Origin of the sequence: Porphyrobacter sp. CACIAM 03H1, from assembly GCF_002215495.1 — a bacterium.
Taxonomy (GTDB): domain Bacteria; phylum Pseudomonadota; class Alphaproteobacteria; order Sphingomonadales; family Sphingomonadaceae; genus Erythrobacter.
The window spans coordinates 1,305,760-1,318,222 of record NZ_CP021378.1 but is presented as its reverse complement, the minus strand read 5'-3'; the positions used below and the strand labels follow the sequence as shown (position 1 = coordinate 1,318,222).

The 12,463-nt window shown below is 65.9% G+C and carries 5 protein-coding genes; 1 reads left to right on the top strand and 4 read right to left on the bottom strand.

The window, feature by feature from the left end; translation table 11 throughout:
- Positions 1 to 3 precede the first annotated feature (3 nt).
- Complete coding sequence (locus tag CBR61_RS06190) at positions 4 to 2,979, bottom strand: TonB-dependent receptor domain-containing protein (RefSeq protein WP_088913572.1); 2,976 nt, start codon at positions 2,977 to 2,979, stop codon at positions 4 to 6.
- 252 nt (positions 2,980 to 3,231) lie between these two features.
- On the opposite strand from CBR61_RS06190, the gene CBR61_RS06185 reads away from it, so the two are divergent.
- Positions 3,232 to 3,810 carry a hypothetical protein gene (locus CBR61_RS06185; RefSeq protein WP_157696514.1) on the top strand — a complete coding sequence of 193 codons (579 nt, stop codon included), beginning with the start codon at positions 3,232 to 3,234 and terminating at the stop codon, positions 3,808 to 3,810.
- Positions 3,811 to 3,876: 66 nt separating this feature from the next.
- On the opposite strand, the gene CBR61_RS06180 is transcribed toward CBR61_RS06185, so the two are convergent.
- The 3 genes from CBR61_RS06180 to clpB all read right to left on the bottom strand — a co-directional run bounded on the left by CBR61_RS06180 (position 3,877) and on the right by clpB (position 12,457).
- Positions 3,877 to 5,865 (bottom strand): alpha/beta hydrolase family protein, encoded by a 1,989-nt coding sequence (locus CBR61_RS06180; RefSeq protein ID WP_088913570.1) that lies wholly within the window; start codon positions 5,863 to 5,865, stop codon positions 3,877 to 3,879.
- A 148-nt stretch (positions 5,866 to 6,013) separates the two neighbouring features.
- Entirely contained in the window at positions 6,014 to 9,514 is a 3,501-nt protein-coding gene (locus CBR61_RS06175; RefSeq protein WP_088913569.1) for a TonB-dependent receptor domain-containing protein, read from the bottom strand.
- Positions 9,515 to 9,880: 366 nt separating this feature from the next.
- A complete protein-coding gene (gene clpB, locus CBR61_RS06170; protein ID WP_088913568.1) occupies positions 9,881 to 12,457 on the bottom strand; it encodes an ATP-dependent chaperone ClpB in 2,577 nt (858 codons plus the stop codon).
- Between the last annotated feature and the right edge of the window lie 6 nt (positions 12,458 to 12,463).

Sequence of the window (12,463 nt, the reverse complement as noted above, 5' to 3'; positions counted from 1 at the left end):
GGATCAGAAGCGGAAGTTCACACCCATGAAGAAGTCACGGCCGAGCACGTCGAAGAAACTCGGGAGGGTGTTCGCCTGTTCGGCAGAAGCGCCCAGAACCGGGGGCTGCTTGTCGAACAGGTTGTTGACGCCCGCGTTGATCGTCATGCGCTCGTCGATGTCGAAGCCGACGGCGAGGTCGATGTAGTTCCACGCACCGATCGAGCGCAGCGGCAGAGCGTTGTTCTCGATCCGGGTGTTCCCGCTGAAGGTGTTCTGCACGCGGAAATCTTCCGTCGGACCTTCATAGCGCCAGCGCACCGAGAACAGGGCCGGACCCTGGGTGTAGGTGACGCGGACGTTGTGACGGTAGTCGGGCAGACCATAGGTGCCCTCGACGATGTTCTCGCGCAGCGGCAGCAGGGCCACCGGGGTGTTGCGGAACTTGTCGAGCCAGGTGCCGAGGTAGAAGAACCCGAGCTCGCCCTTGAACAGCGGGAGGCTGTAGTCGAGCTGGACGTCGATGCCCGCCGTTTCGAGCTTGCCGACGTTGTCCTGCACCAGCGACGGGTTCTGGCCGCCCGAGTTCAGACCCAGCGCACCGGTACCCGGGTTGCGCTTGCCGGCGAAGATCGAGCACGCCGGATCCGTCAGGTTCTGGATGGTGTTGAAGCAGAGCGACAGAGCCGAAGCAAGACCACCCAGACGGGTGTTGATCGTGTCTTCAACGGTGATGTTGAAGTAGTCGACCGTGATGTTCAGGCGCGGCACGAAGCTCGGCTGGAGCACCACACCGATGGTGTAGGTGTCCGAGGTTTCCTCGCCGACGTTGGGGTTGCCGCCGAAGTCAGCCTGGATCTGCGCGTTGGGCTGGACGCCCGCACCGAAGACGGCTGCCGCCGGCACGCCCGAGGCGATGCAGAAGGCCCGCAGCGCATCGGTGCGCTCGGCCACCGGACCGCGGTTCGAGCAGGGGTCGGTGGCCGCCGGGAAGCCGGTCGAGGCACCGCCGAACAGATCCTGCACGTTCGGTGCACGGACCGCGCGCGAGTACTGGCCACGGAAGCGGATCCCCTCGATCGGCGAGAGTTCGCCGCCGATGTTGTAGGTCCAGGTCCCGCCGACGCGATCGAGCGAGTAATCCGAGTAACGGAACGCGCCTTCGACGGTCATCGAGTGGATCAGACCGTCCTCGACGATCGGCACGCGGACTTCGCCAAAGACTTCCTTCACGTCGTAGCCGCCGCGGGTCGGCAGACCGGCGTTGAAGCCGAGCACGTCGCCCGAAGCGAGGAAGGTGTCGGGAATGAACTCCGAGTCCATCTTGCGGTATTCGACACCGGCCGCGAAGCCGACATCATCCGCGCCGAAGCCGAGGTTGAACAGCGTCCCGCTGATCGAGCCCACCACGTTGCTCATTTCCGAGGTCGTGATGTTGGTGGCGTTGATCGACAGGTAGCGCAGCGCCGCCGGGTCGGTCAGACCAAGGCCGAACACGTTGAGCGGCACGCAGCCCGCAGCCCGCGCCGAGGCGTCGATGCAGCGGTGCTGGCCGTTGACCACTTCGGTCGTCAGCGCGTTGCGGAAACGGCTGGCCGAGATGTTGCCCTGCTGGATGTTGGTGTTGGTCGTCCGGGCGTACGAGTAATACGCGTCGAAGTTGATGTTGTCGGTGATCGAACCACGGACACCGCCGAGGACGCGGAACGCTTCACGGCTGGCGTTCGAGTTACGCGAGCCGATGTCGTTGAAGCGGAAGTTGACCTGGGTCTGACGGTAGAGCGGGTTGCCGAGCGTCGGGCCCGCGGTGGTGCTCACCGGGTTCTGCAGCAGCAGCGCACGGGTCTGGTCGTTGAAGAACGGGCTGTTCACGAACAGCGGAACCGAAACGCCCGCCGGAGTCGGCGCGAGTTCCTGGGCCACTTCGTTGCGCACGAAGGAGAGTTCCGAATAGGCTTCGATGCCGTCGGTGAACTCGTAGTGGCCGTAGGCCCCGATCAGGTAACGCTCCTGCGGAAGCTGGAGGTAGTTGTCGGGCGCGAAGTTGTAGAGATCCTGCGGATCCTGGAACAGACGCGAACCGCCACCGGTGGGGTTGGCGATGTAGGTGTTCTGGGCACCGGTCGGACCGGCGATGAAGGTGCCGATCGGGGTGGTCGCCGAACCCTGCGGAATGAAGCCGAGCTCGCCGCCGCGGGCGAGGCAGGTGCCGACAGCGATGCCGGACGGGAACGGGGTCCCGATGTCACCACGGCCGGTGCTGCCCGGAACGATACAGCCATCGCCGCCGGCGCGCTCGGAGAACACGCGGGCGTCCTGGAAGACCGGGCTACGACGGGTGTAGTTGGCGAACATGGTCACCGCACCGCGGCCGTCGTCGAACGACGAGCCGATGGCGGCGTTGAACTGGTAACGCTCGCCGTCGCCGCGGCTGGTCAGCGAGTAGCTGCCGCCGAGTTCGAGGCCTTCGATGTCACGCAGCTTGAAGTTGACGACACCGGCGACCGCGTCCGAGCCGTAAACGGCCGAGGCACCGCCAGTCACGACTTCCACGCCGCCCAGCAGGAACTGCGGGATGGTGTTGAGGTCGACGATCTGGTTGGTATCGTAGAACATCCAGCGGCGGCCGTTGACCAGCACGAGGGTGCGGGTGGCGCCGAGGTTGCGCAGGTTGAGGGTCACCGCGCCGTTGCCGGGGTTGTTCGAGAAGCCGGTCAGGCCGGGAAGAACCTGCGGCAGGGTGTTGAGCACCTGCTCGACGTTGACCGCACCGGTCAGACGGAATTCCTCGGGCGAGACGACCGCCACCGGGCTGGTCGACTGGAGGTCGGTGCGCTGAATGCGCGAACCGGTGACGAGAATGGCGGTGGATTCTTCGGTCTGCGCGCCGGTGGACGAGACGTCGGCGGTCTCGGTATCCTGCGCATAGGCCGGAGCGGCAAACATGGCGCCTGCCATGATAGTGCCAGCGAGCAGCGATGCCTTCTGGAAGCGTTGCATTTAGGGGTCCCTCTCTGATGCGCGCGCGCCATGCGCACGAAGCTAAGGAGGCCCTCCTAGGTTAATCACATCGAGCCTCGCAATCGGCCCGTTGCGATTTGAAGACACTTGGGTCACGCCTGTTGCAGTTCGGATACACCTCGGTTCCCGCCCTAGGGTCGCCGGTGTGACATATCTGCAATTTGCTGCAGATATGCCGGTTGGACTGCGCCGCCGATGGCCGCTATGCAGCGGTCGCAAGGGAGATATGCCATGATCCGTTCGTCCGTTTCTCGCCCGTCCGCAAGGCGCATCCTGACCCGCAGCGCGGCCGCCGCCGGTCTCGTGCTGGTGGCCGGCGCGGCCGTGATGGCCCAGCCGGTGTTCGAGGGCTCTGCCAGCCTCGTCGAGGGCCTGCGCGCCTGCCGCGCCCTGCCCGGCAGCAGCGAGAGGCTGGCCTGCTACGACGACAAGGTCGGCGTGCTGCTCGGCGCGGTGGACGCGGGCGACGTGCGGCTGGTCGACCGCGAGCAGGTGCGCAAGACCCGCCGCCAGCTGTTCGGCCTCAGCATGCCCGAGGTCGACATTCTCAAGCCCGACGCCAAGGACGCGGCGGAGGAAAAGGACAGCTCCGACCTGTTCGAGACCACCATCGCCAACGGCCGCCAGGTCGGCCCCGCCACGTGGCGCTTCACCACCGTGGAAGGTGCGGTGTGGGAGATCAACAACCCGCCGCGCAAGATCGCCCCGATCAACGCGGGCGACAAGGTGGTCTTCAAGAAGGCGGCGCTCGGCTACTATTTCATCCGCATCAACGGCCAGATCGGCGTGAAGGGCCGGCGGGTCTCCTGACCGGGCCGGACGCGAAAGGGCCCGGCCATCGCTGGCCGGGCCCTTCGTGCGCCGGGCGGAAGGGCGTTAGAGCCCGCCGGGACCGCAATCGTTGGCGAGATAATCCAGCATCTTGGTGAAGAACTGCTGCTGGTGGGTGTACATCAGCGTGTTGTAGAAGTGGTCCGCCCCCTCGAGCGTGATGAACTGGCCGTCCTTGCCGGTCTGCTCGAAGGCCTTCTTGTAATCGGTGAAGTGGTAATAGAGCACGCGGCGGTCGACATCGCCGTGCACCATCAGCAGCGGGATGTTCACCTTCGCCACCTCGTCCACCGGGTTCACGCCGAAGGCGGTATTGAGCCAGTACTGGTCGACCGCGCTGTCCCGCCCGCGGCCCCAGACCGCCTTCAGCTTGGGCCAGTTGGAGACCGCCGCCCCGGCGATGGTGCACTGGTAGATGTTGGGCTCGCGGCTCGCCGCGATCAGCGCCGCATAGCCGCCATACGACCAGCCGAACATCGCGATCCGGTCAGGGTCGACCAGGCCCTGCTTGACGAGGTAGAGCGCGCCGTCGTCCTTGTCGTCCTGCATCGCCTTGCCGTATTCGCCGAAGCCCGCGAGGAAATGCTCGCGCCCCCAGCCGACCGTCACGCGGTATTGCGGCTGGAGCACCATGTAGCCCTGGTTGGCGAGCAGCTGGCCCCATTCGTCATAGGTGATGACCTCGTTCACCATCGGGCCGCCGTGCGGCAGCACGATCAGCGGGAACGGACCCTTGCCCTTGGGCTTGGTTACGTAGCCCGGGATGATCCGCCCGTCGCGCGCGGGGTAGCGGATGTACTCGACATCGGCGAGCGTCTCGGGGTTGAGCAGCGGGTTGCGGCTGCCGAGCTTGGCGAGCTTGCCGTCCTTGACCAGCCAGAAGGATCCCGGATCGCGCGGCCCGCGGTTGGTGACGATCATCGAACGCCCGTCGACCGAGCGGCTGGAGATGCTGACCTGGTGCGCGTAGGGGATCTGCTGCTCCAGCGCCTGGTAGAGCGCCTTTTCCTCCTCGTCGAACCAGTGGCGTTCCATCTTGGCGCCGGGATAGATCGCGGCGACCATCCTGTCGTTGCCGGGGATCGAATGGGTCTGGATCCCCATCACGTCGGCGTCCTTGTCCTGGAACAGCTTCTTGCCGAGCTTTCCGGTCTGGAAGTCGAATTCGAACAGCGCCGCCTTGTCCTCGCCTTCGGCCCAGTTGACGAAGTAGCCGAGGTTGGGATTGTCGGGATCGAGACCGACGAGGCCGGGAATGTCGGTGTAGACCGTGGCGACGTTCTTCACGTCGTTGAGATCATATTCGAGGAACTGCGTCCATGAACCGTCCCCTGGCTTGCGGTAGAAAAACTGCAGCTTGTTCGAGACGGAATCGATGCTCTGGGTGAAGCGCGGATTGCCGTCGTTGTCGAAAGTCGCCTGCGGGAACTTGCCCGAACCGCGCAGCACCAGCGTGCGGGCGCCCGTGTTGAGATCAAACTTGTAGTAGGAGCGCGGCCGGAACCGGGCGAAAGGATCGCTTCCGGTGCCGTCGCCCACGGCCGTGCCGGTCGACACGAGGATGTGGTCGGGTTCCTTGGGCAGGGTGTTCACGAGGCCGAAATTGCCGTCCACGCGGCTGAACTTGTTCGCCTCGAGATCGTAGAAGAAGGACTGGTAGCCGCGCACGTCCTCTTCCTGGCCCTTCACCGTCTTGCGGATCACCTGCCAGGCGCTGCCGTAGATCTTGGTGCCGCTCACCCAGGTGGCCGAGATGATCTCCATCGGGTCCGCCGCCAGCCGGCGCAGCGGCTTCGACAGATCGTCGGTACGGTAGATCTCGAGGATGTAGTCGCCCTCGCGGCTCTCGACCTTGTGGACCAGCAGGTGCTTGCCGTCGGGCGAGATCTGCACCGCATTTACGACATCGCGCAGCGCCCAGACCTCGATCGGGACATTGCCCTGCGCCTGGGTGGGCGCGGGAGCGGCGGTGAGGAGGCCGAGGGCGGAAGCGCCGACAAGGGCGGCGGCGAGCGAGGCTTTGAGCAGTTTCATGATCCGTGCGTTCCCGTGGGGGCGAGAGTTGAAGCGGTTACCGGGGCCGGAGCGGCAGCGTCCGGCGCGACCGGTTCAAACGAAAAATGCGGCCTCCCGGCTGGAACCGGAAGGCCGCATTCTTGTGGTCGATCAGGTCATTCTTCGATCAGAAGCGATACAGCAGCTGGGCGAAGTATTCGCGACCGTCGAGGTTGTAGCCCGCACCCAGCGGGGTGTTGGCGATCGAGAACACTTCCGAGCTGTCGACGCGCGGCGGCGCCGTGTTGAACAGGTTGGTCACGCCCGCGATGATGCGGAAGCTGCCATTGTCCCAACGCACGGAAGCGGTGTGCTCGAACCACTCGTCGGCGAAGCCGATGTTGCGGCAGTAGACGCCGTCGCCCGGGACGATGCCGTTCGGCACGCCGTTGGTACGCGAACCGCCACCGAGGCAGGTGTTGGCGACCACGCCGGTCGGCTGACCGTTCGGGCCGAAGCCGAAGGCATCCGAGAACACGTCGACGAAGGCCGGATCCTGCGACACATCACCGATGTAACGGGTCTGCCAGGTGAACAGGAAGTCGTCGTAGCGGATGTTGAAGGTCGCCCGGCCGATCCAGCTCGGGAAGGCGAACCGTCCCGCGAAGTTGTCGGTGATCCGGTTGCCCGCCGCATCGCGCGTCGTGGTCGAACGCTCGATCAGGTGGTTGGCGGTGAGGTTCAGCGAGAGGTCGAATTCCTCGCCGCTGATGTTCACCGGGTAACCGAAGGTGGTGTTGATATCGATGCCGCGCACCGATTCCTGGTCGAGGTTGATGAAGCCCGACTGCACCTGGGTGATCAGGAAGCGCGCCGTCGGATCCGTGCTCGCGGTGATACGGTCGCAGAACGGGCTGCGGCCACCTTCGAGACGACCGAAGCAGTCGGCGACGATGAACGCGCCGCTCGGCTCGATGATCGAGTCCTTCAGCTTGATGTCGTAGTAGTTGAAGTTGAAGGCGAACTCGAAGCCGCTGGCCCAGTCTTCCTCGAAGGCGAAGCCGGTCGTGATCGAGCGCGAGGTTTCGGGCTGGATGTCGAGGCTGCCGCCGCTGAAGACCTGGGTGCTGGTCGCCTGCACGGTGTTGAGGCCGAGCGGGTCGATACCGACGCGGGTCGGATCGCGACCTTCGCGGCGGCAGTTGGCGAGAACGGCCGGGTCACGCAGGTCGTCCGCGGCGCTGTAGCCCGTGCCCGCGCGGAACGCGGCGTTGGGAACGGCGCAGGGGTCGACGATGTTGCCGAAGCCCGACTGGCTGAGCAGGAAGTTCTCGCGCAGGTTCGGCGCACGGAACGAGGTGCCGTAGCTGAACTTGAGCAGCAGCGGAGCCACCGGACGCCAGCCGCCCTTGAGCGAGAAGGTGCCGTTGGTGCCGTAGAACTCTTCGTCGGTGATGCGGCCGGCGAGGTTGACGGTCAGTTCCTCGACCATCGGCTTGCCCGCCATCAGCGGCATGTCGATTTCGCCATAGAGTTCGCGGATCCACTTCGAACCCTTGGCCCCGCCGTCGGCGAAGAAGCCCCAGAACAGGCCGTTCGAGGCGACGAAGTTGGGCTGCGAGTCGATCGTGTCCTCGCGCCATTCGCCGCCGAGCACCACGCCCACCGGGCCGGCCGGCAGTTCGAACAGGTCACCGGTGATGTAGGCCGAGATGAGGATCTGCTCGTAGACGGTGTTGAACGAACGCTCGCCGAACAGGTAGTCGCGCTCGGCCTGGGTGGCGAAGTCGCCGACCGGGCTGCCGCCCGGGCCGGGGTTGCCGTAGAGCGTGGGCGAGAACAGGTTCACCGGCACGCAGCCCTGGAGAACGTCGGCCGGCAGCAGGCCGGGGTTGCGCAGACCGGCCTGGTTGCAGGGCGTGCCCAGCGGGCGGCCGCCGGCGGCGAGCAGCAGCGGGCTCTGGTCGAGGCTGACGTAGTCGTCGGCGATGCCGTCACCGTTGTTGTCGATCGTGTTCGGCGGGCTGCCGCCGAAGTCGGCCGACGGGTCGATGCCGAGCGCGAAGGCCAGCTTGTCCTCGCGGATACCGCGGCGCACGGTCTTGCCGATCGAGCGCGAGTAGACGCCCGAGGCCTCGAAGGTCCAGCTCGAGCCGATGAACGGCAGGTCGCCGCGCAGGCCGAGCACGCCGCGATACTGTTCCTGCTCCACGTCGACGTTGTTACGGTCGCCGCGCACGAACGGGATCGGGCGAACCGAGAGCGTGCCGACCGGCGCCAGCGCGTTCACGCCGGGCGTACGGCCGAAGTTGGCCTGGCCGGGGTTGATCTGCTGGAAGTTGTTGTCGATCGCGCGGCACGAAACGCCGCCCGCCGCCTGGTTACAGGGGTTGAACGGGTTGGAGCCCGGAACCCAGGGGAAGAACTGCGGGGTGCCGCTGTTCTCGACGAACTGCTCGAAGCGGCTGTAGCTCGCTTCGAAGAAGGGCGTCAGGTTGGCTTCGCCCGGCAGGGTGTATTCACCATAGGTGAAGACGTTGTAGGTGTCCTGCTGCGGGATGAAGGTGCGGCCCGGTTCGACCTGGGCGTAGTTGATGAAGTCGACGTCCTGGAACCCGTCGCCGTTGCGGTCGATCGGATCGAGGAAGGTGTTGGCGTTGTCCGAGAAGAACGGCACGCCGGTGTTGCCCGCGATCGGCTGGCCGTTGAGGGTCAGGCCGTACTGGCGCGGATCGAAGAACACGTCGCCCAGACGCGTGCCGGGCGTGCCCGACAGCTGGATGCGGCCGCCGATGTTGCCGAACTTGCACTCCTGGATCTGGGTGCGCACGCGGCCGTTGGAACGGCTGCGCGCCACGGCGTCGGTCTGCACGTCGAGGTTGCGGACGTTGCCGTCCTGGTCGATTTCGAAGTGACGGTCGCAGCCCGCGAGGAACGGACGGTCATCGAGCAGGATGCGGTCGACGCGGCGCCATTCAGCCCCGATGCCGAACACCGCACGGTCGGTGTTGAAGCCCCACGCGGCACTGACGGTGAAGTCGTCACCCGCGCCGTATTCGTTGAGGTTGCCGTTGAGCTGCACTTCCAGACCGTCGAAGTCCTTGCGCAGGATCACGTTGACCACGCCCGCGACTGCGTCCGAACCATAGACCGACGAGGCACCGTCGGTGAGGATGTCGTAGCGATCGACCAGCGAGGCCGGGATCAGGTTCAGCGAGGGGTTGGAGGGCGCGCCTTCCACGCCCGAGGGCGAGAGGCGGCGGCCATTGACCAGCAGCAGCGTGCGGTCGGCACCGAGGCCGCGCAGGTTCAGGGTCTGCGAACCCGGGCCGTTGTCGAGCACGAAGCCCTGGAAGGTCGCGTCGATCTGCTGGCCTGCGGCCGCTTCCGAACGCTGCAGGATCTGCGCCGGGTCGAAGGCGCCGACGGCCTGCTGGTTTTCGGTGGAGAGCACCTGGAGCGGCGAGATCGACGAATAGGTGTCGCGCACGATGCGCGAGCCGGTGACCACGATGGCGCCCTGTTCGGTGCGGCCCTTGGCGTCGGTCCCGACCTTGACCTGCTCCTCTTCCTCTTCCTTCGGCTGGTCGTCAGCATCCTGGGCAGAGGCGGGTCCGGCGATCACGAAAGCGATGGCCGAGGCCGAGAAGGCAAGCGCCTTGATCGAATTGCTGTGAAATTTCTTCATGGTCACTCCAGTTGCCCTAACCGGAGACGCAACGGACAACCGCACCCCGCCACCACAAGATTGCCCCCAGTGGTTGGCGAAGGCGCTAAAGGTTGCCCAACTCAGTCCCCGCAGTGACCTTTTTGTGCAATGGCGAAAGAATGATGTCAAAGAAGCCCGTCGCGGCGGCGCACTTTTCCGAAGCGTGTTGCGTTAATCCCACATTCAGGCGCGGCGCAGGCTGATTTCAGCAACTTTGTTCGATTATGGCTTTCCATATCTTAAAATGTGACAAGGTTTGCACGCAACAAACCGCCGCGCTTCACGTTTGAAGCGCGGCGGCGATAGAATGTTGCGCCGGTCCTGGATCCGCCCGAAGGCCCGTGCTCAGCGAATCGTCATCGACAGCTGGCCGTCGCCCTCGTCGATCACCAGCGTCGCGCCGTCGGGCAGTTTGCCCTCGAGCAGCATCTCGGCCAGCGGGTCCTGAAGGTAACGCTGCACCGCACGCTTCAGCGGCCGCGCGCCGTAGACCGGATCGTAGCCGACCCGCCCGAGCCAGCGCAGCGCCGCATCGGTCAGGTCGAGCGTGATCTTGCGGTCGGCGAGCAGCTTCTGGACGCGCTTCACCTGGATCTCGACGATCGGCGCCATGTGCTCCTGCCCGAGGCGGTGGAACAGGATGATCTCGTCGAGGCGGTTCAGGAACTCGGGCCGGAAATGCCCGCGCACCACGTCCATCACGTCCTTCTCGACCGTCGCGACCTCGGCTCCGTCGGGGAGGTTGGCGAGATACTGGCTGCCGAGGTTGCTGGTCAGGATGATCAGCGTGTTGGCGAAGTCCACCACCCGGCCCTGCCCGTCGGTCAGCCGCCCGTCGTCGAGCACCTGCAATAGCACGTTGAAGACGTCCGAATGTGCCTTCTCGACCTCGTCGAACAGCACCACCTGGTAGGGCCGGCGGCGCACCGCCTCGGTCAGCACCCCGCCCTCCTCGTAGCCGACATAGCCCGGAGGCGCCCCGATCAGGCGGGCAACGGCGTGCTTCTCCATGAACTCGCTCATGTCGATGCGCACCATCGCGCTGTCGTCGTCGAACAGGAAGCCGGCGAGCGCCTTGGTGAGCTCGGTCTTGCCGACACCCGTGGGGCCGAGGAACAGGAAGCTGCCGAGCGGACGGCCCGGGTCCTGAAGCCCGGCACGCGCCCGGCGGACGGCCTTCGACACGGCCTCGATCGCCTGCGACTGGCCGATCACCCGCTTGCCGAGAATGTTCTCCATGTCGAGCAGCTTCTCGCGCTCGCCCTCCATCATCTTGTCGACCGGAACGCCCGTCCAGCGGCTGACGACGCCGGCGATGTCCTCCTCGGTCACCTCCTCGCGCAGCATGGCGTTGGCGGCCTGGCCCTGCGCCTCGGTGAGCTGCTTTTCCAGCTCGGGGATGCGCCCGTAGGAAAGCTCCCCGGCCTTCGCCAGATCGCCCTCGCGCTGGGCCTGTTCGAGTTCGAGCCGCGCGGCGTCGAGCGCCTCCTTGATGCGCCCCTCCGCCGCGATCTTGTCGCGCTCGTTCTGCCAGCGGGTGGTGAGTTCGGCGGACTGCTGTTCGAGATTGGCGAGGTCCTCGCGCAGCGCGACAAGGCGGTCCTTGGAGTTCGCGTCGGTCTCCTTCTGGAGCGCCTGTTCCTCGATCTTGAGCTGGATGATCTTGCGGTCGAGCGCCTCGATCTCCTCGGGCTTGCTCTCCACCTCCATACGGATGCGGCTCGCGGCCTCGTCCATCAGGTCGATCGCCTTGTCGGGGAGGAAGCGGTTCTGGATGTAACGGTCGGACAGCTTCGCCGCGGCGACGATCGCGCCGTCGGTGATCCGCACGCCGTGGTGCAGCTCGTACTTGTCCTTGATGCCGCGCAGGATCGAGATCGTGTCCTCGACGCTCGGCTCCTGGATATAGACCGGCTGGAACCGCCGCTGGAGCGCGGGGTCCTTCTCGACGTACTTCTGGTATTCGTCGAGCGTGGTCGCGCCGATGCAGTGCAGCTCGCCGCGCGAGAGGGCGGGCTTCAGCAGGTTCGAGGCATCCATCGAGCCTTCGGACGCGCCCGCCCCGATCAGGGTGTGCATCTCGTCGATGAACAGGATGATCTGGCCCTCGGCATGCTTGACCTCGTCGAGCACGCTCTTGAGCCGTTCCTCGAATTCGCCGCGATACTTCGCGCCCGCGATGAGCGCGCCCATGTCGAGCGACATGAGCGTCCGGCCCTTGAGGCTATCGGGCACGTCACCATTGGCGATGCGCAGCGCGAGGCCCTCGGCAATCGCGGTCTTGCCGGTGCCGGGCTCGCCGATCAGGGCGGGGTTGTTCTTGGTGCGGCGGGCGAGGATCTGGATGGTGCGGCGGATCTCCTCGTCGCGGCCGATGACGGGGTCGAGCTTGCCCTCGCGCGCGGCCTTGGTGAGGTCGCGGGCGAACTTTTCCATCGCGTCATAAGTGCTCTCGGCCCCGGCGCTGTCGGCCCGCTTGCCGCCGCGCAGCTGCTCGATGGCGGTGTTGAGCGCCTGCGGGGTCACGCCCGCGGCCTTCAGAGCCTCGCCGGCGGGGGTCTGGGACAGGGCCAGCGCGGTCAGGAGCCGCTCGACGGTGACGTAGGAATCGCCCGCCTTGTCGGCGAGCTGTTCGGCCTGGTCGAGCACCCGCACGGCGTCATTGTCGAGCCCGGGGGTCGCCTGCGCGCCCGAACCGGTCACGGCGGGGATCTTCGAGAGCCCGGCATCGACCGCAGTCGCGGCCAGCGGGGCCTGCCCGCCGGCGCGCTGGATCAGCCCGGCGGCCATGCCCTCGCTGTCTTCCAGCAGCGCCTTGGCGATGTGCAGCGGGGTGATGCGCTGGTGGTTCATGCGGATCGCGACGGTCTGCGCGGATTGCAGGAAGCCTTTCGCGCGGTCGGTGAACTTCTCGAGATTCATGATCGT